This window comes from Streptomyces sp. NPDC024687, assembly GCF_055559055.1.
Genome location: NZ_JBVHLJ010000004.1, coordinates 458,993 through 481,714, shown reverse-complemented (window position 1 = coordinate 481,714; position 22,722 = coordinate 458,993). Strand labels below are relative to the sequence as shown.

General features: G+C 72.1%; 16 protein-coding genes and 1 pseudogene. 6 read left to right on the top strand and 11 right to left on the bottom strand.

Features of this window, described 5'->3' with window-relative positions; translation table 11 throughout:
- Positions 1 to 16: 16 nt before the first annotated feature.
- The 3 genes from ACZ39I_RS18840 (at position 17) to ACZ39I_RS18830 (ending at position 3,417) form a co-directional block, all read left to right on the top strand.
- On the top strand, positions 17 to 778 hold the full coding sequence (locus ACZ39I_RS18840) for a YqjF family protein (RefSeq protein WP_467245476.1): 762 nt from the start codon (positions 17 to 19) through the stop codon (positions 776 to 778).
- 292 nt (positions 779 to 1,070) lie between these two features.
- Entirely contained in the window at positions 1,071 to 2,138 is a 1,068-nt protein-coding gene (locus ACZ39I_RS18835; RefSeq protein WP_467245475.1) for a glycerophosphodiester phosphodiesterase family protein, read from the top strand.
- 247 nt (positions 2,139 to 2,385) lie between these two features.
- Entirely contained in the window at positions 2,386 to 3,417 is a 1,032-nt protein-coding gene (locus tag ACZ39I_RS18830; protein ID WP_467245474.1) for a LacI family DNA-binding transcriptional regulator, read from the top strand.
- 46 nt (positions 3,418 to 3,463) lie between these two features.
- Here ACZ39I_RS18830 and ACZ39I_RS18825 read toward each other — a convergent pair.
- The 4 genes and pseudogenes from ACZ39I_RS18825 to ACZ39I_RS18810 form a co-directional block, all read right to left on the bottom strand.
- Positions 3,464 to 4,110: pseudogene (locus ACZ39I_RS18825) on the bottom strand (DUF6629 family protein).
- A 67-nt stretch (positions 4,111 to 4,177) separates the two neighbouring features.
- The gene (locus tag ACZ39I_RS18820) at positions 4,178 to 5,443 is read right to left on the bottom strand and encodes an extracellular solute-binding protein (protein WP_467245473.1); all 1,266 of its coding nucleotides are present in this window, start codon (positions 5,441 to 5,443) and stop codon (positions 4,178 to 4,180) included.
- The gene (locus tag ACZ39I_RS18815) at positions 5,440 to 6,657 is read right to left on the bottom strand and encodes a hypothetical protein (RefSeq protein ID WP_467245472.1); all 1,218 of its coding nucleotides are present in this window, start codon (positions 6,655 to 6,657) and stop codon (positions 5,440 to 5,442) included. The genes ACZ39I_RS18820 and ACZ39I_RS18815 overlap by 4 nt, the downstream gene beginning before the upstream one ends.
- Positions 6,561 to 9,509, bottom strand: coding sequence for a tetratricopeptide repeat protein (locus ACZ39I_RS18810; RefSeq protein ID WP_467245699.1), 2,949 nt, complete (start codon positions 9,507 to 9,509; stop codon positions 6,561 to 6,563). Before ACZ39I_RS18810 ends, ACZ39I_RS18815 begins: the two co-directional genes overlap by 97 nt.
- Positions 9,510 to 9,790: 281 nt before the next feature.
- Here ACZ39I_RS18810 and ACZ39I_RS18805 point away from each other — a divergent pair, with 281 nt between their 5' ends.
- On the top strand, positions 9,791 to 11,953 hold the full coding sequence (locus ACZ39I_RS18805) for a serine/threonine-protein kinase (RefSeq protein WP_467245471.1): 2,163 nt from the start codon (positions 9,791 to 9,793) through the stop codon (positions 11,951 to 11,953).
- Positions 11,954 to 12,011: 58 nt separating this feature from the next.
- Here the strand turns inward: ACZ39I_RS18805 and ACZ39I_RS18800 are convergent, their stop codons facing one another.
- Positions 12,012 to 13,154, bottom strand: a complete 1,143-nt coding sequence (locus ACZ39I_RS18800; RefSeq protein ID WP_467245470.1) for a S1 family peptidase — start codon at positions 13,152 to 13,154, stop codon at positions 12,012 to 12,014.
- A gap of 219 nt (positions 13,155 to 13,373) precedes the next feature.
- Here ACZ39I_RS18800 and ACZ39I_RS18795 point away from each other — a divergent pair, with 219 nt between their 5' ends.
- Both ACZ39I_RS18795 and ACZ39I_RS18790 read left to right on the top strand, forming a co-directional pair.
- Complete coding sequence (locus ACZ39I_RS18795; RefSeq protein ID WP_467245469.1) at positions 13,374 to 14,075, top strand: ThuA domain-containing protein; 702 nt, start codon at positions 13,374 to 13,376, stop codon at positions 14,073 to 14,075.
- On the top strand, positions 14,054 to 15,151 hold the full coding sequence (locus ACZ39I_RS18790; RefSeq protein WP_467245468.1) for a Gfo/Idh/MocA family protein: 1,098 nt from the start codon (positions 14,054 to 14,056) through the stop codon (positions 15,149 to 15,151). Before ACZ39I_RS18795 ends, ACZ39I_RS18790 begins: the two co-directional genes overlap by 22 nt.
- Here the strand turns inward: ACZ39I_RS18790 and ACZ39I_RS18785 are convergent, their stop codons facing one another.
- The 6 genes from ACZ39I_RS18785 to ACZ39I_RS18760 all read right to left on the bottom strand — a co-directional run bounded on the left by ACZ39I_RS18785 (position 15,152) and on the right by ACZ39I_RS18760 (position 22,721).
- Positions 15,152 to 16,627: a glutamate-cysteine ligase family protein gene (locus ACZ39I_RS18785; protein WP_467245467.1), complete on the bottom strand. Its 1,476-nt coding sequence runs from the start codon at positions 16,625 to 16,627 to the stop codon at positions 15,152 to 15,154.
- 109 nt (positions 16,628 to 16,736) lie between these two features.
- Positions 16,737 to 18,752, bottom strand: a complete 2,016-nt coding sequence (locus ACZ39I_RS18780; RefSeq protein WP_467245466.1) for a TIM-barrel domain-containing protein — start codon at positions 18,750 to 18,752, stop codon at positions 16,737 to 16,739.
- 5 nt (positions 18,753 to 18,757) lie between these two features.
- Complete coding sequence (locus ACZ39I_RS18775; RefSeq protein WP_467245465.1) at positions 18,758 to 19,585, bottom strand: carbohydrate ABC transporter permease; 828 nt, start codon at positions 19,583 to 19,585, stop codon at positions 18,758 to 18,760.
- On the bottom strand, positions 19,582 to 20,493 hold the full coding sequence (locus ACZ39I_RS18770) for a carbohydrate ABC transporter permease (protein ID WP_467245464.1): 912 nt from the start codon (positions 20,491 to 20,493) through the stop codon (positions 19,582 to 19,584). Before ACZ39I_RS18770 ends, ACZ39I_RS18775 begins: the two co-directional genes overlap by 4 nt.
- Positions 20,490 to 21,722: a sugar ABC transporter substrate-binding protein gene (locus tag ACZ39I_RS18765; RefSeq protein WP_467245463.1), complete on the bottom strand. Its 1,233-nt coding sequence runs from the start codon at positions 21,720 to 21,722 to the stop codon at positions 20,490 to 20,492. Before ACZ39I_RS18765 ends, ACZ39I_RS18770 begins: the two co-directional genes overlap by 4 nt.
- 45 nt (positions 21,723 to 21,767) lie before the next feature.
- Positions 21,768 to 22,721, bottom strand: a complete 954-nt coding sequence (locus ACZ39I_RS18760) for a LacI family DNA-binding transcriptional regulator (protein WP_467245462.1) — start codon at positions 22,719 to 22,721, stop codon at positions 21,768 to 21,770.
- Position 22,722 lies beyond the last annotated feature (1 nt).

Sequence of the window (22,722 nt, the reverse complement as noted above, 5' to 3'; positions counted from 1 at the left end):
TGCCACCCTGGACCCCGTGGCGAACCCCGCTCCCGTCACCCCGGACGCCCCCTCCCTCGTACGGGTCCCGCTTCTCACCCAGCAGTGGCTCGACCTCGCCTTCATCCACTGGGCCGTCGAGCCGGGCGTCGTGGCCGGGCTGTTGCCGCGCGGCACGGTCCCCGACACCCACGACGGGCTCACCTACGTCGGGCTGGTCGCGTTCCGGATGCACCGGGTCGGCTGGCTGGGGCTGCCGGGGGTGCCGTATCTCGGGACGTTCCCGGAGACGAACGTGCGCCTGTACTCGGTGGGCGGACACGGGCGGCGTGGCGTGGTGTTCCGCTCGATGGACGCCTCCCGGCTGATCCCGGTGGTGATGGGACGCGTCGGCTTCCGGCTGCCGTATCTCTGGTCCCGGATGAGCGTCCGCACGGCCGCTGACACCGTCACCTACACCAGCTCGCGCCGCTGGCCCGGCCCGCGCGGCGCCCGCAGCCTGATCACGGTACGGACCGGCGAACGCATCGAGGAGCCCACCGGTCTGGAGCACTTCCTCACGGCCCGCTGGGGCATGCACAACGCCTTCTTCGGCGGATCCGAGTCGCTGGCCTACCTGCCCAACGACCATCCGCGCTGGCCCCTGTACCGCGCCGAGCTCCTCACCTGCGAGCAGGACCTCGTCACCGCGGCCGGTCTGCCCGCCCCGACCGACCCCCCGGTCAGCGTCCTGTACTCCCCGGGCGTCCCGGTCCGCCTCGGCCGTCCGGCCCGCCCGGCAGGCATCCCCACGCCCTGACCGCGGGGGCGGTGTGTTCCGGGGCCGGTCGGTGATCTCCGGCCGACGCGTCCTCGAGTCGGCCGAACGGCGGCAGCGGCCACGTCGAGGTCGTACCCATTGCGCGCCCGGGCCACCGCGGCGAGGAACTCGTCGGCCACTCCACGAGAAGGAGATCTGTCCGCCTGGCCCCGGACCCCGACAGGAACGTCGTTCCTCGGACATTCACAGTGGGATCACGTCCGAGCACTTGAACCGGTCCACGACCTCACTAGCGTCTGTGTACGTCCCGACCCACACGAGTGAGGTGTCGATGTCCACAAGACATGTCCTCGCCGGCCTGGCGCTGGTGCCGGTGCTCGCACTGCCGGCCGCCACCCCCGCGACGGCGCACGGCGGCCACCAACTCCCGCCGCCCAAGCCGCACTTCGACCTGCAGGCCCACCGCGGCGGCCTCGGCATGACGACCGAGGAGTCCCTGGAGGGCTTCGGGAAGGCGATGCGCCTCGGGGTGTCCACCCTGGAGCTGGACACCCATGTCACCAAGGACCGCAAGGTCGTCGTCAACCACGACCGCCAGATCAGCGCGGTCAAGTGCCGTGACACGGGGCCGGTGGCGGCCGGTGACCCGATGTACCCGTATGTCGGCAAGTACATCAAGGATCTGACGCTGGCTCAGATCAAGAGCCTGGACTGCGGATACCAGCAGCTGCCCGGCTTCCCGGAGCAGGAGGTCGTCAAGGGCTTCCGGATGGTCGAGCTGAAGGACGTGCTGAACCTGGTCAAGAGCTACCGCGCCAAGCGGGTCAAGCTCAACATCGAGACGAAGGTCGAGGCCGGTGCACCCGAACAGACCGCGCCGCGTGGGGTGTTCGTGCGGCGCGTGTACGAGGAGATCCACCGCTCGGGCATCGAGAGGCAGGTCACCGTCCAGTCCTTCGACTGGGGCGCGCTCAGGGCGATGCACGAGCTGGCCCCGAAGTGGCCGCTGGTGGCGCTCACCAACTACGACTTCCTCCAGGTCGGCAAGCCCGGCGCGTCCCCCTGGCTCGGCGGGATCGACGCCGACGACTACGGCGGCGACTTCGTCAGGGCGGCCGCCACGATCCCCGGCGTCAAAACCCTCTCCCCCAACTACGGCTTCCCGCAGAGCGGCAAGGTCGGCGACCCCGACTTCCGCTTCTACGCCGACCGCACGATGGTCGAGGAGGCCCATGCCCGGGGCCTGAAGGTCGTTCCGTGGACCTGCGACGACCCGGCCACCGTGGAGGCGCTCATGGACATGGGCGTCGACGGCGTCATCACCGACTATCCGAACCGCGTACGGCAGATCATGGCCGAGCGCGGCATGCCTCTGCCGAGGGCGTACCGGCCCCACTGACGCGGTGGCGCCACCGCGAGCCCGTCGCGGCGCCACCGCCGGGCCGCCGGGCTGCCGGCCCGGCGGCCCGGCGGCCCGGCGGCCCGGCGGCCCGGCGGCCCGGCGGCCCGGCGGCCCGGCGGCCCGGCGGCCCGGCGGCCCGGCGGCCATGACACTGTGCCGTCGGGCTCGTCGGGCTCGTTCTACAGTGTCCCCAGACCCGTTCTGCGAGCTTGACGCCGCGTCTGGTGCCAGAAAGAATCCCCGAATGAATGTGACCGGTCACACGAGCAGTTCCGCGAGCATCCGGGATGTCGCCGCGGCCGCCGGGGTCTCCTACCAGACCGTCTCCCGGGTGATCAACGGTCACCCGAGCGTGCGGCAGTCGACGCGGGACCGGGTCCTCGCCGCCATCGACGAGCTGGGTTTCCGGCGCAACGCCACCGCGCTCGCCCTGGCCAGGGGCCGCAGCAGGGCCGTGACCGTGCTCACCGCCGACACCACCCACTACGGCTACGCCTCGATCCTCCAGGGCGTCGAGGAGGCGGCCCGCGCGGCCACCTACTCGGTGGGCGTGGGCGTCCTCGAATCGGCCGACGAGGCCGCCGTCGTCGCAGAGGTGCAGCGGGCCGCGGACCTGGGCGGCGGACTGATCGTGATCGCCTACGATCCGGCCGGCGTCCGGGCCCTGGAGGCGGTCCCGGCCGGGCTGCCGGTCGTCGGCGTGGTCGAGACCCCGGCGAGCGCGCCCACCGACAACCGGCCGTGGGTGTGGACCGACGACCGCGAGGCCGCCTACGAGGTGACCCGGCATCTGCTGTCCCTGGGTCACGAGACCGTGCACTACGTCGCCATCCCCTCCGGCACCCGGCGCACCAGCGCCCGTACCGGTGGCTGGCGGCAGGCCCTGAAGGAGGCCGGTGCTCCGGAACCCCGTCCGGTGCAGGGCAGTTGGGGCCCCGCCGGAGGTCATGCGGCCGGCCTGGAACTCGCCCGGGACCCGTCCGTCACGGCGATCCTGTGCGGCAACGACGACCTGGCGCTCGGCGTGCTGCGCGCTCTGCACGAGGCGGGCCGCCCGGTGCCGGGCGAGGTCAGCGTGGCGGGGTTCGACGACGCCCCGCACTCCGCCTATCTGACGCCGTCCCTGACGACCGTGCGCCTGGACTTCACGGGCCTGGGCCGGTCCGCGTTCGCCCTGCTGCACGCGGCACTGGAGGAGTCCGCGCCGATCACCCCGCACCCGGTGTCCGCGCCGGAACTGGTGATCCGGGAGAGCTCGGGACGGCCGCCCGCCTGAACGTCCCCCACACGGGCCCGCTCCGCCCGGCATGCCAACGACACGCCTATGGGCGGTAGTCGACCGCCGGGAGAGCCGGTCTCGGGGCGGGGCGCCTGCTCGCCCATCCGTACAGGTCCACCGAGCAGACCGCCGCCAGCGCGCACCAGATCGACACGAACTCCAGCCGCCACAGCAGCCAGCACACCAGCGCGCCAGCCCCGGCCAGGGCTCCGAGCCCGGTGAGCCACCGGTCGCCGGAGAGCAGCAGCGAGCCGACCGTGGCGATCAGGTAGCCCGCGACGAGCAGTTCCGCCCGGGGCAGTCCGATGACGTAGGCCATGGTGTGGCCGCGGATCTCGGCCCGGACCGGGCGGGTGGCGAGGTCGTGGGCGAGGAAGGCGGCGGTCAGCGCCCCCACCGCCACGAGCGCCGCGACCCGGCGTCCGGCTCGGCGCGGGGCGGCGCACCACACGCCCACCGGCACCCACACGGCGAGCACGGGCAGGGCGATGACGGCCCAGGTGACGGTGGCCGCCCCGGTCCCGCCCCCACGTGCCAGATCCGGGCCTCGACCAGTTGGTGGGCGCCGAGCAGCAGGGGCAACGCGGCGAGGGGCAGGTCCCCGGCACGGCGGGTCCGGATCAGGCAGGCCGCCCCGACGGAGGCGATGGCCGCGCCCGCCACGACGTCCGCTGTCGCACTCCAGCACATGACACCACCATGTCAGGCCGTGGCCCCCGGCCGTGCGCTCCGCCACGACACGCACCCGGCGGACCGCTCACGCGCAGATGCTCTGCGGTGGCCGGAACGTGCGGTCGGTGCCTGAGTCCGAGTTCGCCTGGACCCGTATGGTCTCCAACTGCTGGAGCAGCGAGTCGAGTTGCCGCTGGGTCGGGTCGCGGAAGAACTCCAGGACCGCTCGGTGGAAGGCGTCCCGCAGTTCGGGCGGCATCACGTCGGAGGCGTCGAAGCACAGGACGCGGGCGCGGGAGGTGAGCAGGGAGTCGAGCTTCCGCTCGACCGGCGTCGCGGAGGTCGACGGGGACAACCCGGCCGTGTCCGGGAACAGCGGCCGTACCGGGGGATCCGCCTGCTCCCGCCAGAGCTTCCTCCCGGCCGGGCTCGACAGCCGCTCCACCAGTTGCTGGGCGTCCGGGTCGTCGCTGAAGACGGCGGCCATGTCGCCCGCGACCTCGAAGGCGTCCTGGTATGCGGGCTCTCCGTCCAGATAGCGGGCCGACGGCTCGACCTTCACATCGTCACCCGTGTAGACGTACCGGATGAAGGCGCTCTGGTGCTCGTGCGTGCAGTCGAATCCGGGTGAGCCGAGCAGGCCGCGCGGCTGTCCTCCGGCGCCGGACACGCCCTCGAACGACGTGGTCAGGGACCGTTTCACCGACTCCGGGGGACGCTTGCCGAGCAGTCTCGCCCAGGTGGTCCAGGCGCGCTCGACGGCCGGGTCGCGCCAGTCGAGGAGGCCTCTGGCCCATGCGTCGTAGAGGGTGGGGCCCGCCTGGTGGAGCAGGAGGTCCTCGATCCAGTCGGTGCCGGGCCAGCCGGAGGTGGCCTGGGAGGCGAGCCCCACGCACCAGGTGGGCCTGTCGTCGGGCGCGTCCCGTCTGCTCCACACCAGGCTCTTGAGGTCGGCCTTGAGCGGCACCCAGTACGGACGCGCCTTGTTGTCCACGATCACGGTCGGCACCCAGGGCGGGTAGGCCCGCTGGGCGGTCTCCGCGTCGAGCGGCTTCAGCTGGTCACGGCGGGCGTACTCGGTGAGTTCGCCGATGCTGTTGAGGACCGCCACGTCCGGCGGGTCGTCGGCCTCCAGCTGTGAGACGAGGGTCTCACGCAGTGAGCGGGTGCCCTCGTAGGTGTACGTCCGTCCGGTCCCGTCGTCCAGCTTGTCGAGGACTGCTTCGAAGGCCTTGCCCTCCTCGCCGGTCCAGGGGCCGAGGACGACCAGCGGGTCGCGGGTGTCCGCACCGCAGCCGGGGACGAGGGCGAGCAGACACGCCACCAGGAGGACGCGCAGCACACGGCTCATGCGACGGCTCCCGGGCGGGCGACGACCAGGTACTCGCGGCGGTAGGCGTGCAGCGTGCCGGCGATCACGGCCGCGCCGGCGAGGCCCGTGGGGAACACGAACGGGGCGATGCCGTCGAGGAGGGCGAGCCGCCCGTCCGCCAGGTCCTCGTCGATCCGGGCCCGGAGCGTCTCGATGGCCTGCGGCTCCGGTCCGGCGAAGGGCCTTTGCTCGGCGACCGTCTCCGTCCTGGGCGAGGTCCGCTTCGCCAGCGCGTCCGCGACGGGGACGGTCTCGTGCTGGGCGTCCAGGGCCAGCAGGGCGTCAACCGTCAGGAACGGTACGGCGAGCAACGGCAGGGCGGCGGCCGCGAGGGGGATGCTCAGCCGGATCCGGAAGCGGCGGCGCAGGAAGGACACCGTTCGCCACAGCCCGACGGCGAGCAGGGCGAAGGCGAGCGCGGCGATCACCGCCGCGGCGATCGTGTCCGCACCCCAGGCGGCCCGGTCGGCGAGCCGTGCGCGCAGCCGCCCCTCCAGCCCGCTCACCCGGTCGACGATCGTGGTCGCGGCGGATCCGGTCTCGGCCGGACAGCTCGGATAGGGGTTCTCGCCGGTCGCTGCGACGGCCTGCGAGCAGAGCATGCTGCGCGCGTAGGTGAGTTCGGCGTCGCGCAGGACCGGGTCGGTCGCATGGCCCTGGGCCCGGCCGATCCAGCCGGTGTAGTCGACGACCAGCGCGGACACGACCCGTAGTTTCTGCTCCTCGGCGACGGTGAGGGCGCCGCTGCGGGTGACCTGGTTCAGGCTCTGCGTGGCGCGGGCGATCCGGGTCCGGTACCGCTCGCTGAGCCCGCTGAGTTCGGCCGCCCGTCCCTCGGCGAGGTTCCGCTCGGCCTCGCTCTGCGCGATGAGCAGTGAGGCCCGGGCGTCCGCGAGGTCGACCAGCGCGGGCGCCGCGCGTTCCCGGATGTACGCGGAGTCGCCGCGCACGCCGGCGTAGGCCCAGCCGAGCGCGCCGAAGGCCACCACGGCGAGCAGCGGCAGCGCGACGAGCCGGTCCCGCAGGTAGGCACGGTTGCGGTGGCCGACGCCGGAGGGCCAGGCGTAACGGTGGACACGGCGGACGAGTTCGCCGGTTACGGCGGCGACTGCCCGCGTGAGGCGGAGGGTGTCCTGTGTGACGGTGCGTGGGCGACCGTACGGAGCCAGTCGGCGACTCTCTTGCCGAGCCATGGGCTGTCCCTGTGGTGTCGGTAGGCGAGCGGGCGGATCTCGTAGGCGCGGTCCAGGAGGATTTCGGCCACGGCCGCGTCCTCGGGTGCGGCGGAGCGGGCGGCCTGGTGGGCGAGGGTGACGTAACGGCGGGACAGGTCCTCCCGCAGGCCGTGCTCGTCGGGCGGGAGGCCGAGCCGGGGGTCGGCGCCGGCGGACAGGGTCGCGAGGCCCGCCGCGTCGAGGGCGCCACGGGCGAGGGCGCCCTGTACGGCCTCCCAGACCTCGACGGTCATCCGGACCCTGGCCTCCTCGTCGGTCAGGCCGTGCGCGTGGAAGAGCAGAGCGAGGCGCTCCAGTGCCTCGCTCAGCCGCTGCGGCACCTCGTCGTCGTGCCCGGCCCTGCGCACGTACTCGATGCCGATGCGCACGGCCGCGGTCCGCGCGGCGGTCCGGTGCCGCGAATGCTGCGGTACGGCGTCCAGTTCGCGTACGGCCTCCTCGCGCGCCCTTTCGCCGTCCAGGGCGAGCCGGGCCCGGGCGGCGCCGAAGGCCGCGCTGCCCAGGGACGGGTTGCGCAGCCGGACCGCCTCGTAGAAGGTCAGGGCCTCGTGCCGGCGGCCGAGGCGTTCCGCGCAGTGTCCGAGGGCCAGCTTGGGCGCGTACTCGCCGGGGATCGCCGCGTACACCCGGTCGAAGTGCCGCCGGGCCGTGGCGACCTGGTCGCGGGCGAGGGCGAGGAGCCCGTGGTGCCAGTCCAGCCGCCAGTCGTAGGGGGCGCGTTGGGGGCCGATCCGAGCTTCGGCCGCCCGCAGTTCCCGTTCGGCGGCTTCCGGTCCGTCGGCCGGGTTCCGCAACCGCAGCCGGCAGCGCAGGAGATGGACCTCGGTGGAGTCCCGCCAGTCACCGATGTGCTGGAGCAGGGCCTCCGGGGCGGCGTCGGCGAGTCTGCTCAGCTCGGCGTGGTGCTCGTCGTGGGGGTCGGATCGCGGGACGGGCAGGCGCTGGGCGACTTCGGCGGGCGAGGGCGGGGCGAACGGCGACGGGGCGTCGGGGGCGGCCCAGTGGGCGAGGGGTGGGGCGGAGCCGAGGGCGCCGTCGAGGGCGTAGGGCGACTGGAGGAAGAGCGGCGAGGGCTCGAAGGTCTCGGCGCCGGTGCGCAGTGACCTCAACTCACGGAAGACACCCCGTAATTGCTGCTCCATCTCCCGCGCGTCGGCGAACCGAGCGGCGGGCCGGCTCAGCGTGGCGCGGTGCAGGACCCGGGCGAGCGAGAGGAGCCCGAGCCCGCGGGGCACGGGGGCAGTGGCGTCACCGGGCACCCACGGTTCCTTGCCGGGCCCTTCCCCGTCCCCCGGCAGATCCTCGGCGTCACCGGGTGCCTCTCCGTGGCCGGACAGGTGTCCGGAGCCCGGCGCCGCCCCGGCGTCCGGCGCCTGAAGGGGACCCGGAGAGTCCGGGTCGTCCCACGACTGCGCCGGCGCGGGGACTGGTGCCCGGCCCACTTCCGAGCCCTCACCGGCCCGCCGTGCCGCGCTGATGCCGGGCCCCTGGTCGACACCCGCCGCCTCGTCGCCGCCCGCCGGTTCCTCGACACCCGGCGCTTCAGCCACACCCGAGGTCTCACCGACGCGCGATGCCTCCTCGCCGCCTGACGTCACCCCGCAGCCCGACAGCCCCTCAGCTCCCGGCGTCCCCCCGGCATCTGGGGTCTCCCTCGCGCACGAGTTTTCATCGACGCCCAAGCTCCCCTCGACGCCCGGGGTTTCCTCCACGCCCGACGCCTCACCGACGCCGATCCCACCCTCGCCGGCCGGAACCCCCTCGCCGCCCTGCGTTTCAGTCACGCGCGAGGCCTCACCGCCATCCGGCGCTCCCTCAGCAGCCGTCCCCTGCGCAGCGGTCGGCGTCTCGCCCGTCGCCAACGCGTCCTCGACAACCCGTGTCCGTTCGGCGGCCGACAGCGCGCCCTCTGCCGCCTCGGCCACCTCCGCAGTCGACGCCGTTCCGGCATCCGCCCCCGCTGCCGTTCCGACACCCATCCCCGTCGACCCGCCGGACTCTTCCTCTTCCCCCTCCCCCAACGTCCCAAGGTCGCCCAAGCGAGCCAAGTCCTTCGCCGACGTGCCCAGTCCGCTCAGTCGGCGCAACGTCTCGCCCAGGCTGAACAGGTCGTCCTGTTGCCGGGACTCGCCGTTCGGGCCCACGGTCGGGGCCTTGAAGCCGGCGGTGGTCATCCCCGGTGCCCCGGCCGGGCGCACGCTGCCCACGTCGATGATCTTCGTCGTGGTGCCGTCGTGCATGACATTGTCCGGCTTCAGGTCGCCGTAGACCTTGCCGGGCCGGTCGGCGTGCAGATACGCGAGGGCGGACAGGATCCGTACGCCGTAGGCGAGCACGAACTCGTGGAAGCGTTCGTCGCCGAACTCCCCCGGGTTCAGTTTCGCCCGCGCCCGCACCTCCTCCAGCGTCAGCCCGTCCACGTACTGGAGGACGAGGAAGTCACCGACCCCGGGGTGATGGCCGTAGTTGAAGACGCGGATGATGTCGTCGTGGCCGAGGTCGACGAGGGCCCGCCGCTCCCGGGCCAGGGCGGCCGCCGCGGTCGCCGCCTGATCCGGGTGCAGCATCTTGATGGCGACCTCGCGGTTGTCGACCTTGGTGTCGAGCGCGAGGTACACCTCCCCCATGCCGCCGTAGCCGAGCGGCCGGATCAGCCGGTACTGGCCCGCGAGCAACTGCCCTGGGTGCAACGGCAGTTCTCCGGGGTCGATGCCGGGGCCCCAGCCGCGTCCCAGGAGCGTGATCGTGGGCAGCACGGTGGGGCCGGGGTTCTCCGCGGGAAGGTCGACATGCGCCGCCCTCAGATACATCGGCGGTCCGGCGACGACAAGCGGACCGAACGACCCCTCGGATTCCGGTACTTCACCGAACGCACTCCCGCCCCGAGCCCCCTTCATGCCTCCTCAGAATAGGGCCAGGTGCCCGGATCGACCCCTCGCGTTCCCCTTCGGACCCGGATGTCGCCGGGTTCGGCCGGTCGCAAGGCCGGGATCGGCGTCCCTCTCGACGCGGCGCCCCTCTAGAGTGAGGGGTCCCTGTCAGAAGCGTCCGGACCGCAGCCGTCCTGGCCAGCAGCGGTGAAGGAGACACGGTGACCCTGCGCGAGAGCGATCCGGAGTCTGTCGGCGGCTACCGGATCGAATCGCGGATCGGGACCGGCGGCATGGGTGTGGTCTATCTCGGCCGGTCGGCCTCGGGACGGGCCGTCGCGGTGAAGGTCGTCCACACGCGGTACGCCGACAACCCCGAGTTCCGGGCCCGGTTCCGGCAGGAGATCGCCGCCGCCCGCCGGGTCAGCGGCGCGTTCACGGCGCCGGTCGTGGACGCGGACCCGGAGGCGGCACGGCCGTGGATGGCCACCGCGTTCGTCCCGGGCCGTACCCTCGCGGAGCTGGTCGACGAGTCGGGACCGCTGGACTGGCCCGCACTGCGCCGCCTCGGCACCGAACTCGCCGAGGCGCTGCGGGAGATCCACCGCGCGGAGGTCGTGCACCGGGATCTGAAGCCGAGCAATGTGCTGCTCCTGGAGAGCGAGGGCGACGACGGTGCCGTACGCGTCATCGACTTCGGCATCTCGCGCGCGGCCGACAGCGATGTCCGTACCCAGACCGGCATGGTGATGGGCTCGCCGCCCTTCATGGCACCGGAGCAGTTCAGCCGCCCGCACGAGGTCGGCTCCGCGGTGGACGTCTTCTCGCTGGGTGCGGTGCTCGTGTACGCGGCCACCGGGCACAGCCCCTTCGAGGCGGAGAACGCCTATCTGGCCGCGTACAACACCGTGCACGGCGAGCCGCGGCTGGGGAAAGTGCCGGAGCAGCTGCGCCCGTTGGTCTCGCGCTGTCTGGCGAAGGAACCCGCGGACCGGCCGACGTCGGGCGAGGTCCTGGAGAGGCTGGCGGGCCTCCCGGAGGAACTGCCCGCCGGGACGCCGGCCGACGAGACGTCCCGGGCCCCGGAGGCCGGGACGACTCAGACGGTGACCTCGCCGCTCGGTGCCGGCGGGACGGTCCCCCGCAGGCGCCGCGGGAGGAGACTGTGGGCCGCCGTCGCCGTCGTGGCGCTCCTCGGCGGGGCAGGGGCGGCCGCGGTCGCCGTGGTGGGCGAGGAGCCGGCGGGCACGGTCGACGAGTTCGACGCTCTCGCCCCGCGGACGACGCCCGGAATGACGGCACCCACGGGCTGGCGGCCCTGGCACAACGCGCTGGGGTCGGACGGGAAGGACCAGCCGATGGGGATCGGCCCGTCGTGCACTCCGGACGCGCTGGGCGTCTTCTGCGCCTCCGAGGAGGTCGCCCTGATGCGGCTGGACCCGGCGACGGGAAAACTCGATTGGACGAAGTCCATGAGCCGCAAGCAGGTCAGCAGCTTCTCGGTGCGCAGGCCCGTCGTCCACGACGGTGTGGTGTTCGTCTACGGCACGGACCGCTCGCAGGGCATCGACGCCTATGACGGGAAGACCGGCGAGCGGCTGTGGCAACTGAAGGGCCCGCTCGGCCAGTTCGATGCACTGGGCGGAGTGCTGCTCGTGCCCCTGGACGAGCCGAGTCCCTCCAACACGGCACGCTATGCGGCCTATGAGCCGCGCACGGGCAAGGAGTTGTGGCGGCGCGAGCTGGCCTCCACCTCGTCGAGCCCCTTCTACGAAGGCCCCGGGGACACGCTCTACGCCGATCTGCGCGGCGGCGAGGGCGGCATCGCCCGCCTCGACGCGCGGACCGGCAGGACACTGAGCAGCGTCGACGCGCCCAAGGGCGACCTGTGGCTGGCGACGGTCCACGACGGCACGGCGTACTACGCGCGCTGGGAGGACGACTCCGGTGTGTCCGCGGCCTTCTTCGTCCAGGACCTCGCCAGCGGGAAGACCCGCCGGATCGACTTCCCCTGGAGCGTCGAGCCGGAGGCGCCGCCGCTGGTGCAGGGCGACACCATGTACATCTTCGACTACGGCAACGAGACCCTGCTCGCCCTCGACGTGAAGCGGGGCAAGCCGCTGTGGTCCAGCTCGCGCGACCTGCGCGTGTTCAGTGAACCGGCCTACCACGCGGGCCGGTTGTACGTCACGTTGCCGGACACCCGCATCGTGGCCCTCGACCCGAGGACCGGCAAGGAGATCGGCCGCACCGCCCCGTCCTTCGACACGGCCGGCCGATCCTTCGAGGAACTGTCGCCGACTTCGGTGCCGCCGCTGCTGGTGGGTGACGTGCTGTACGGGGTCAGCGGCCCGGGGATCTTCTCGGTGGCCGACGTCACCTGAGCCGGGCGCCGGTCGCACGGGGGTGGGCCCGGCCCGGAGGCCGGACCCACCCGGACGCTCAGGCGGTGTGCAGGGTCAGGCCGTACCGGTTGAGGATCTCGTTGACGGGCTGGAACCAGGTCTCGCCGCCACCGGCGCAGTTGCCCCAGCCGCCGGAGGTGACGCCCTGGGCCTGGTCGCCGCTGATGAACGAGCCGCCGGAGTCGCCCGGTTCGGCGCAGACGCTGGTCTTGGTCATCTGGTGCACCGCGCCCTGGCTGTAGTTGACGGTCTCGTTCATGGCGAGGACCGTGCCGCAGTGCCAGTGGGTGGTCGAGCCCGAGCGGCAGATCGAGGAGCCGACGGGTGCCACGTTGGAGCCGCGCACGAGCTGGTCGGAGACGGTGCCCCAGCCGAGCACGACGGGGACGGTCCACCAGCCGCTGCCCACGTTGACCCAGGCGTAGTCGTTGTCGGGGAAGGACGAGCCCTGGAAGTTGCCGACGTAGCTGCGGTCCCAGCCGTAGACGCTGCCGGTGTGCTGGTCGCAGTGGCCGGCGGTGATGAAGCCGCCGTGGACCGAGAAGCCGATGGAACAGCGGACGTTGCCGGTGTAGTAGGGGTCGCCTCCGACGGTTCCGGCGGCGAAGGTGGTCGGCGCGGCGGCCACCTCCCGCACGGTGACGGGGCCTGCCTTCCGGGCCCGGGCGACGAACGTCCGGACATCGTTGTCAGCCTGTCGGCCGCCGACGATGTTCACCACCACCGCGCCGGCCTTCGGGTCGACGTGCCAGCTGCTGACGGCGTCCGGTGCGGGGAGTTTGTCGATCCGGGCCTGGGTGGCGGAGAGTTCCCGGGCGGTGTGGGCGGCGGTGCGGACCGTGGCGCCGGTCGCGCGTATGTCGCGCAGGGCGGCGGTGGAGGCGTCGGAGGTGACGGCGACGGTCAGCGTGCCCTTGGCGGCGTCGAACCAGGAGCCGCCGTACGAACTGCCCGCGGCCCGGCGGACCTTGGGCTCCAAGGCCGTGGCTCGTTGCTCGGCGGCGAGCCTCGCCTCGGCCTGGGTCTTCGTGAGGTGGAAGTCCCGCTGCATCGCCGTGAGGAGTCCGGACGAGGCGGGCTGCTTCTCGTCGGCGGCCGCGGGGACCGTGCCCGCGGTCGCTCCGACACCGAGCAGGACCAGCACGGCCAGACCCGCGCGCAGGATTCGGCTGCGTCTCATGGAGATTGCCCTTCGTCGTTCCAACGGGGTGGGGGTGGAACAGCAGAGTTCTCTGAGAGCGCTCTCAGTGGTGTGGCTCGGCAGAGCGTAGCCGCTCGTGATTGACAGGTCCATACCAATACCGAGGTTGTCGAAATCCTGGCCCCCGGAACGGGGATTTCCCCGGGCCCGTGCGGGGGAACTCCCCAGGAGCCCTTTTCTGCCTCACGAAGGAAGAAGATGACACGTAAGAAAGCCCTTGTGGTCCGCGGCGGTTGGGAGGGACACCAGCCGGTCAAGGCCACGGAGCTGTTCCTGCCCTTCCTGGAGGGCAACGGCTACGACGTCCGGATCGAGGAGTCGACCGACGTCTACGCCGACACCGCCGAGATGGCCGCCACCGACCTCGTCGTGCAGTGCGTGACCATGTCCGAGATCACCGCGGAGCAGGTGTCGGGGCTGAGCGCGGCCGTCGCCGCCGGTACCGGTCTCACCGGCTGGCACGGCGGAATCGCCGACTCGTTCCGCGCCTCCTCCGACTACCTCCACCTGGTGGGCGGCCAGTTCGTGACCCATCCGGGCAAGGAACCGTGCGAACGGCGGGGCGGCGAGGAGGACAACTTCCTGCCGTACACCGTCACCCTCACCGAACTCGGCCGCGAGCACCCCGTCACCGCGGGCCTCGAGGACTTCGAGCTGAACACCGAGCAGTACTGGGTGCTCCACGACGCCCTGATCGACGTCCTCGCCACCACCACCCACCCGGCACAGCCGTGGCAGCCCTGGCACCGTCCGGTCACCTCCCCGGCGGTCTGGACCCGTCAGTGGGGTGCCGGACGGGTCGTGGTGACGACTCCCGGGCACAGCCTCGACGTCCTGGAGAACCGCGACGTCCGTACCGTCATCGAGAGGGGCATGCTGTGGGCGACGCGCACCGCATAGGCGTCATAGGGCTCGGCGTCATCTCCCGCGCCTATCTGGACACGCTCGTCGGCCACTCCGCCGTGCGCGTCACCGCGGTCGCCGACCTGGACGCCTCCCGCTCGGCCGCCGTCGCCGCCGAACTGCCCGGAGTGCGGGCGCTGTCCGTCGAGGAACTGCTGAGCAGCCCGGACGTCGACACGGTGCTGAACCTCACCGTCCCCGCCGCGCACGCCGAGATCGCCCTCGGAGCCATCGGCCACGGCAAGCACGTCTACGGCGAGAAACCGCTGGCCGCCCGACTCGCCGACGCCCGTGCCGTGCTGGAGGCCGCGGCGAAGGCGGCGGTCGGGGTGGGATGCGCGCCGGACACCGTCCTCGGCACCGGCGTCCAGACGGCACGGGCGGCGGTGGAGGCCGGAGCCGTCGGCCGCCCCCTGTTCGCCTCGGCCGTCATGGTCACCCCGGGCCACGAACGCTGGCATCCGCACCCGGACTTCTACTACCAGGACGGTGGCGGCCCCCTGCTGGACATGGGCCCGTACTACCTGTCCTCCCTGGTGCATCTGCTGGGTCCGGTGCGGGCCGTGATCGGGGCGTCCAGCCGGCTGCGCACCGAGCGGGTGATCGGGTCCGGCCCGCGCGCGGGCGAGCGGATCCCGGTCGAGGTGGACAGCCATGTCTCCGGAGTCCTGGAACACGAGAGCGGGGTCCTGACGACGATCACGACGAGCTTCGACGGTGTCGCCGCCACGGGCGCGCCGATCGAGGTCCACGGCGAGACCGGCACCCTCACGGTCCCGGACCCGAACCACTTCGACGGTGAGGTACGGCTCCTCGAACTCGGTGCGGACCAGTGGCGCACGCTCCCGCCCTCGGCCGGATACGTCGGTGCCGCGCGGGGCGTGGGGCTGCTCGACTTCGCCGCCGCGGACGGGCACAGGGCGCCGCGCGCGAGCGGTGAACTGGGCCTGCACGTGCTGGAGACGATGACCGCGCTGCTGCGTTCGTCGGCCGAGGGGCGGCGGATCGAGCTGTCGACGTCGGTGGAGCGGCCCGCGCCGGTGCCGTTGACGCCGTCGGAGAAGTGGCGCTGATCAGTCCACGGGCCAGGTGTGCGCGGGTGCGTTGAGGTGCATGTAGTCCATGTACGTCATCGTCATCCGCCGCAGCGCTTCCTGGCGGTCACAGCCCGCCTTCTCCAGATGGTGGACCGTCTCCGCCTGCCACAGGGCGCCGTTGCGGCCGGTGACGCACCGCTGCTCGATGACGCCGAGCAGGGGCTCACGCCACTCCGCGTCCATGCCGGCCAGCTCCAGGCCCCGGTGGGCGAGGGGCAGCAGCCGCCGCAACACCAGTTCCGTGACCGGCACTTCGCCCACTCCCGGCCAGTACAGGCGGGCGTCGATGCCGTCACGGGCGGCGGTGTGCAGGTTCTCCTCGGCGACCGAGAAGGACATCCGCGTCCACACCGGCCGGTCCTCGTCGACCAGGGCGCGCGTCAGGCCGTAGTAGAAGGCGCCGTTGGCGATGATGTCGGCCACCGTGGGCCCGGCGGGCAGCACCCGGTTCTCGATGCGCAGGTGCGGGCCGCTGTCGGTGACGGCGTAGATCGGGCGGTTCCAGCGGTAGATCGTGCCGTTGTGCAGGGTCAGTTCGCCGAGTTCCGGGACCCCGCCGGCGTCGAGTGCTTCCTGCGGGTCCTCGTCGTCGCAGATCGGCAGGAGCGCGGGGAAATAGCGCACGTTCTCCTCGAACAGATCGAAGACGCTGGTGATCCAGCGCTCCCCGAACCACACCCGGGGCCGTACGCCTTGTGCCTTGATCTCCTGGGGGCGGGTGTCGGTGGCCTGCTCGAAGAGCGGGATGCGGGTCTCGCGCCACAGCTCCCTGCCGAAGAGGAACGGCGAGTTGGCCGCCAGCGCGATCTGCACGCCCGCGACGGCCTGGGCCGCGTTCCAGTAGTCCGCGAACTCCTTGGGGGCGACCTGGAGATGGAACTGCGTGCTGGTGCAGGCGGCCTCGGGGGTGATGGCGTCGGCGTACATCGCGAGGCGGTCCACGCCGTCCACCTTGATGCGCAGGTCCTCGCCGCGCGCCGCGAAGATCTGCTCGTTGAGCAGCCGGTAGCGCGGATCGCCGGACAGGGCGGTCTCGCCGACGTCCGCCTCGCCCAGGGTCGGCAGGATGCCCACCATGATCAGGTGCGCGCCGACCGCCGAGGCGCGTTCCTCGGCGTGGTTGAGGGCGTCGCGGATCTCCTGCTCCCAGGAGCCGGGGCCGCCCGACAGCAGACGGCGCGGCGGGATGTTGATCTCCAGGTTGAAGCGGCCCAGCTCGGTCGACCAGGCGGGGTCGGCGATCGCCTGGAGCACCTCGGTGTTCCGCATCGCCGGGCGCCCGTCCTCGCCCACCAGGTTGAGCTCGATCTCCAGCCCGACCTGCGGCCGCTCGCTCTCGAAGCCGGACTCGCGCAGCATCTGCGCGAGGACGTCGAGGCAGGTGTGCATCTTGCCCCGGTACCGTCGGCGGTCCTCCCGCGTGAACACCAGAGCCGGCACGTCACGTCCCATAGGGCCCTCCCGAGTCCCCTCGGCGGATACCTCTCCCGTCCCAGAGTCCCACCTCCGCAGCACCCCGGACAGTCGGCGCACAGCGCCCGGGCGGTGCGCGACCCCCCGCTCACAGAACGTGCGCCCCGGCTCGCAGCCAGAGCGGGGCGGCGGTGAGGGGGATCCGGACCCGGCGCCAGGCGGGACCGGCGATCGGCCCGCCGGAGCCCGCGTACGGCAGCCACTCCCCCGGCGGGAACCACACCTGTCTCCGCCCGCCCGGCGCGTACAGCGGGGCGACCAGCAGATCCGGACCCAGCAGGTACTGCAGGTCGGCCGCGTGGGCGTCCGGGCGGTCCGGGTGGTCCAGGGCCATGGGGCGGGCGAGCGGCTCACCGGTGCGGACCGCGTCGGCGGCGGCCGAGTGGAGGTACGGCAGCAGGCTCCTGCGCAACCGGGCCGCGTGCAGGACGGCCGCGTACGCCTCCTCGCCGAAGTCCCAGGGCAGCCGGGAGGTCATGCCGTGGAACCGGCTGAGGGGCGACAGCAGGCCGAAATGGGCCCAGCGGGCGAAGAGTTCGGGGTCCGGTGTGCCGTGGAAGCCGCCGATGTCGTGGCTCCAGAAGGGGTGCCCGGAGAAGGAGAGCGAGAGGCCCGCGCGCAGGGTGGAGGCCAGGTCCTGCCAGCTCGCGTCGGGGTCGCCGGTCCACTTGGCGCCGTGTCGCTGGCCGCCGGTCCAGGTGGAGCGGCCCCAGGTCAGGCCGTGGCCCGCGACCTCCCGGGTGACCTCGGCGACCAGGTCGTTGAAGAGGAGGGGATAGAGGTTGTGCAGTCGGTCGCCCGTCATGCCGTTGTACGCCACCGCCGCCACGGGGACCGCCTCGCCGAAGTCGGTCTTCAGGACCGACACCCCGGTGGCCAGTACCCGGCGGACCCGGCCCCGGAGCCAGTCGGCGGCGCCGGGATGAGTGAGATCGAGGACGGCCGAGTCCGGGTGCGCGCCGCCCCAGACCTGGCCGATCCACGTGCCGCCCGAGGCGGTGCGCAGGAACCAGCCGTTCCTTTCGGCCTCGGCGAAGTGCGGGCTGTCGACACTGAGGTACGGGTTCATCCAGAGCGAGACGTGAAAGCCCTGTCCGGCCAGGTCGGCCATCAGCCCCTGGGGGTCCGGGAACGCCTCGGCGTCCCACTCCATGTCCGACCAGCAGCCGGATCGCTGCCAGTAGGTGTCGATGTGCAACACGTCGCAGGGGAAGCCCAGTTCGCGGATACGGCGGGCCCGCTCGCGTACCTCCCGCGCGCTGTCCCGGCAGAAGCCGCCGGAGATCCAGGGACCGAAGGCCCACCGCGGGGGCAGCAGGACGGGGCCGGTCAGGTCGCGGTAGGTGCGCAGGCACTCGCTGGGGGTGCCGGTGATCAGGTAGTAGTCGAGTTCCTCGTCGGGGACTATGAGCGACCAGGCGCCGGTGTTGTGGTGGGCGAGGTCGAAGGAGGCCGCGGCGGTGGTGTCCACGAGGACGGCGTAGCCCCGGCTGGAGAGCAGGAACGGGACGGCCTTGTAGGAGCGGGTGCCGGTCGAGCCCTGGGCGTCCTCGACCCAGCAGTCGACGCGTTGGCCGCGCAGGTCGGGGCCGGTGAAGCGTTCGCCGAGACCGTAGAAGTGCTCGTCGGGCTCCGTGAACCAGCTGTCGTGGTAGGCCGGTTGGCCGTCGGCGAGTTCGGTGACGCCGAGCGGCAGGACGGTCCCGCGGCCGCTGGGGTCGCTCACGTCGGTCGCCTGCCGGAGGTGAGGGTCGGTCAGTTCGAGTGCCAGGGGCGAGAGATGGATGTCCAGACGCAGGGCGTCGAGTCGGAGGGTGAGTGTGTCCGGTGACCGCTCGACCAGGCAGCCGGTGGTCGTGGGCGCGGTGACGACGGAGACCCTGGGTGTCGTGGGTACGCCGTCCAACCGCAGGGTGATCCGCAGGGAGTTGGCCGTCGCGGGGCGCAGGCGGAGCGTGCCCGTACGTCCGGCCGCCGTGCGTACGTCGAGGGTCACGCCGTCCGTGTCGGCGACGGCGACGCAGGCACCGGCCAAGGGGTCCAGCAGGGCCGGGACCAGGGGTGGAGGCGGTGCCACCCAGGGCGTGCGGTCTCTGGGATGCATGGCGTTCAGCCCCTCACGCTGCCCGTGGTGAGCCCGCCGACGATGAAGCGCTGGAAGACGGCGAAGACGCAGACCACGGGGATGCTGATGAGGGTGGCGGTGGCCATCAGGGCGCCCCACGACGTCCCGTGCTGCCCGATGAAGGCGTTCAGCAGGACGGTGACGGGCTGGACGTCGGGGTCCTCGGCGAGCGTGAGCCCGAACAGGAACTCGCCCCAGCCGATCAGGAAGGACAGCCCGGCCGCCGCGACCACACCGGGCACCATGAGCGGCAGCACGACCCGCAGCAGCACACCGGGCAGCCCGCAGCCGTCGACCAGGGCCGACTCCTCCAGCTCCGGAGCGACGCTGCGTATCACCGGACGCAGCACGATCACCGTGAAGGGCAGCGTGAGCGTGGTGTCGGCGGCGATCAGACCGAGGTAGGTGTCGGTGAGACCGGCCCGGCGTTCGAGGATGAACAGTGGGGCCGCCAGCACGATGGCGGGCGGGAGCTGGGCGACGAGGAGCGCGAGCACCATCGCGCCCGAGCCCCGCATCCGGACCCGGGCGAGGGCGTAGGCGAGCGGGACACCGAGCAGCAGGGTGAGCGCGACCACTCCGCAGGAGATGACGAGACTGTTGAGCAGGGCCCGGGTCAGGCCCTCGTAGCCCAGGGCCGTGGAGTAGTTCTCGCCGGTGACGGGAGTGGGCGCCCACTGCGGGTCGGGGGTCTGGATGCGGTCCGGGCGGGTGAGGCCGGTCTTCACCATCCAGTACACCGGCAGCAGGAAGACGGCGGTGATCAGCGTGGCGAGCGCGGTCAGCAGCCAGGGGTGGCGCGGTGGTCTCATCCGGCACCTCCCGCCGGCGCCTCGTCCTCGCGCCGCAGCCGTCGTACGTACCAGGCACCCGCCAGCAGCGGTACGACGAGCAGCAGCAGGCCCGCCGCGGCTCCCTGGCCGAACCGGAAGAACGTGAAGAACACCTCGTAGACGTAGAGGGACAGCACGCGGGTGGAGTCGACCGGGCCGCCGCCGGTCATCACGAAGACGAGGTCGAAGACCTTGAAGGTGTAGACGAGACCGAGGAGGAGGACGGTCACCGAGACGGGCCGCATCAGCGGGAGGGTGATGTGGCGCAGGCGCTGCCAGGCGCTCGCTCCGTCGATGGCGGCGGCCTCGTGGAGTTCGGGGTCGATGGTGTGCAGTCCGACCAGGAGCAGCAGCATGTTGAAGGGCACGCCGACCCAGACGTTGGCGAAGACGACCCCCGCCATCGAGGTGGAGGGGTCGGTGAGCCAGTCGTGGGACAGGCCGGCCGGCTTCAACAGGGCGTTGTAGGCGCCGGATTCGGCATCCAGCATCCAGCGGAAGAGGGTGCCGCTGACCACCGGGGGCAGCAGCCAGGCGACCAGCAGCAGGGAGCGCAGGAGGCCGCCCAGGGGGAACGGGCGGGCGAAGAGCAGGGCCAGGGCGAAGCCGATGGTGAACTGGAGCAGCAGCGAGCCCAGGGTGAAGACCAGGGAGAGGCGTACCGAGTGCCAGAAGGCCGGGTCGTCGGCCACGGTCCGGTAGTTGTCCAGTCCGTTGAACCGCGCGGCCCCGCCGAGAAGTTGGCCCAGGTCGACGTCGTGGACCGAGGTCCACACGGTGTAGAGGAGCGGGTAGGCCAGGAAGAGGGCGAGGAAGGCCATGCCCGGCAGGCAGAACAGGTAGCCGGTGCGGCGGCGGTGCGCGGAGAGCGAGAGGGGTTGTCTCATTGCTCGCCCAGAGCTTTGTCGATCTTTCCGGCCGCGGTCCTGGCCGCGGCGGACGGGGACGCGGACCCGGTGAGGACGGCCTGCTCCGCCTCCGCGACGGCCTGCGAGGCCTCGGCGTAGTGGGCGCCGTACTGGCGTGGCCGGGCCAGGGGCAGCTGGCTGAGGAAGAGCCTGAGGGCCGGGTCGGAGGCCCAGCTGCCCCGGTCGGCGAGGTCCTTGCGGGCGGGCAGCTCGCCGAAGGACACCAGGTACGGCACGAGGACCGAGGGGCGCTGCGTGTACTGCAGGACCTCCCACGCCTTGTCGACGTGCTTGCTGTTCGCCATCACTACCCAGTTCTCTCCGCCCAGGCAGGTGGCGGCCTCCTTGTCGCGGGGCAGGGCGACGACGTTCCAGTCGAAGTCGGCCTTCTTCAGGGTCGGGATCTGCCAGGGGCCGTTGATCTGCATCGCGGCACGCTGGTTGAGGAAGCGGGTGTTGACGTCCTGCTGGGTCCAGCCCACGCACTGCTCGGACAGGGAGCCCTTGGCGATCAGCTCGTCGAGGAAGGTGAGCGCGGTGGCGCCGTAGGTGCTGAAGGTGTCCAGGTCGCCGCCCGCCTGCCAGAGGAACGGCAGGAACTGGAAGACACCTTCCTCGGTCTTGATCGCGCTCAGGGCCAGGCCGTAGCGGTCGCCGCTGGTCAGTTTCTGGGCGGTGGAGGCGAGTTCGTCCCAAGTGGTGGGGGGCTCGACGCCGGCGGACTTGAGCATGCGGGTGTTGTAGTAGAGGGCGAGGCAGTTGCTGTTGTTGGGGATGCCGAGGGTCTTGCCGCCGACCTGGCAGCCCTCCCACGGGCCTTTGTAGTACTGGTCGGCCTGGCCCCACTTCTCGACTCTGGCGGTGAGGTCGGCCAGGAGCCGGCTGCCGCCGAGGGTGTTCATGGCCACGTTGTCGACGATGGCGAGGTCGGGGAGGTCGCCGGAGATCGCGCCCAGGGTGATCTGCCGTTCCAGTTCGGCGAAGGGGAAGGTGCGGCGCTCGATCCTGACGTCCGGGACACCGGCCTCGATGTCCTTGATCAGGCGGTTCATCCCGGGCTGGAAGTTGTCCAGGGTGAAGTAGTCCCACCAGCGCAGGGTCACCGGTCCCGACTCTTCGGAGCTGCACGAGGTCAGCCCGAGGGCGGCGGTGGCCGCCGCCACGCCGGTGACACGCAGGAAGCCACGGCGGTCGACGGGGTACGACATGGTCTGCTCCCAGAGGTTCGATGATCGGGCACAGAAACCGACGTATCAGAAATCAAGGTCAATATCGGGGAAATCGGGCAGGTCGGGGAGGTCGGACTCGGGTTCCGAGCCGGGCACCGGTCGGCAGCGTCCCGTGCTTCCGCGCAGGGTGATCAGCGGTTTCAGCAGGACGTGCCGGGCGGGCGCGTCCGGTGCGCGCAGCCGCCGCACCATCAGGTCCACGGCGACCCGGGTCATCTCCTTGGCGGGAATCTCGGCGGCGGTCAGGGGCGGGTTCACCTGTTCGGCCCAGGGGCTCGCCGCCACGCCGACCACGGAGAAGTCGCGCGGCACGCTGCGGCCGTTGCGGGTGAGTCCGCGGTAGACGCCCTCCAAGGCCGCTTCGTTCATGGTCACCAGCGAGGTCGTCGCCGGGTCGTCGCTCAGGATCCGCTCCACGGCCTCCTCCCCCGAGGCGACGTCGTCGCCGCACAGATAGGCGTGCGGGGTGAGCAGCAGTTTCTTCATCGCCTCGGTGTAGCCCTCGTCCCCGAGCCGGGCGAAGCCGTAGCCGCTGTCGAAGAGCTGCTCGGACCGGTTGACGAAGGCGATCCTGCGGTGGCCGAGGTCGGCGAGGTGCTGGACGCAGCCGCCGGCCAGACCGGCGAAGTCCAGGTCGACCCAGCCGGCCGCGTCGGCCCGGTGGTTGCGGCCGATGGCCACGAAGGGGAACCCCGCCTCGGCCAGGTACTCGACGCGGTCGTCCTCGCGGCGGATCTCCATGACGATGACGCCGTCCACCCGCCGGTCGTCGACCATCCGGGGGAACGAGGGGTCGTCATGGGCGCCGGCGGGTGCGAGCAGCAGGTCGTAGCCCTGCGCGGCGGCGGCCTCGGCCACGCCGCCGACGAAGGCGAGCTGCATGGTGGTGTACTCGCCCAGGCGGCCGGCGGGCGGGTAGAGGAGCCCGAGTGTGTGCGTGCCACGGCCGGGGTCGTCGGTTGCTGGTCGCGCTGCCATG

Coding starts and splice junctions, on each gene's coding strand:
- ACZ39I_RS18800 (WP_467245470.1), bottom strand. CDS start 13,154: ATGAGACGCAGCCGAATCCTGCGCGCGGGTCTGGCCGTGCTGGTCCTG.
- ACZ39I_RS18835 (WP_467245475.1), top strand. CDS start 1,071: ATGTCCACAAGACATGTCCTCGCCGGCCTGGCGCTGGTGCCGGTGCTC.
- ACZ39I_RS18810 (WP_467245699.1), bottom strand. CDS start 9,509: ATGTATCTGAGGGCGGCGCATGTCGACCTTCCCGCGGAGAACCCCGGC.
- ACZ39I_RS18815 (WP_467245472.1), bottom strand. CDS start 6,657: ATGGCTCGGCAAGAGAGTCGCCGACTGGCTCCGTACGGTCGCCCACGC.
- ACZ39I_RS18795 (WP_467245469.1), top strand. CDS start 13,374: ATGACACGTAAGAAAGCCCTTGTGGTCCGCGGCGGTTGGGAGGGACAC.
- ACZ39I_RS18830 (WP_467245474.1), top strand. CDS start 2,386: ATGAATGTGACCGGTCACACGAGCAGTTCCGCGAGCATCCGGGATGTC.
- ACZ39I_RS18760 (WP_467245462.1), bottom strand. CDS start 22,721: ATGGCAGCGCGACCAGCAACCGACGACCCCGGCCGTGGCACGCACACA.
- ACZ39I_RS18820 (WP_467245473.1), bottom strand. CDS start 5,443: ATGAGCCGTGTGCTGCGCGTCCTCCTGGTGGCGTGTCTGCTCGCCCTC.
- ACZ39I_RS18765 (WP_467245463.1), bottom strand. CDS start 21,722: ATGTCGTACCCCGTCGACCGCCGTGGCTTCCTGCGTGTCACCGGCGTG.
- ACZ39I_RS18775 (WP_467245465.1), bottom strand. CDS start 19,585: ATGAGACCACCGCGCCACCCCTGGCTGCTGACCGCGCTCGCCACGCTG.
- ACZ39I_RS18770 (WP_467245464.1), bottom strand. CDS start 20,493: ATGAGACAACCCCTCTCGCTCTCCGCGCACCGCCGCCGCACCGGCTAC.
- ACZ39I_RS18785 (WP_467245467.1), bottom strand. CDS start 16,627: ATGGGACGTGACGTGCCGGCTCTGGTGTTCACGCGGGAGGACCGCCGA.
- ACZ39I_RS18780 (WP_467245466.1), bottom strand. CDS start 18,752: ATGCATCCCAGAGACCGCACGCCCTGGGTGGCACCGCCTCCACCCCTG.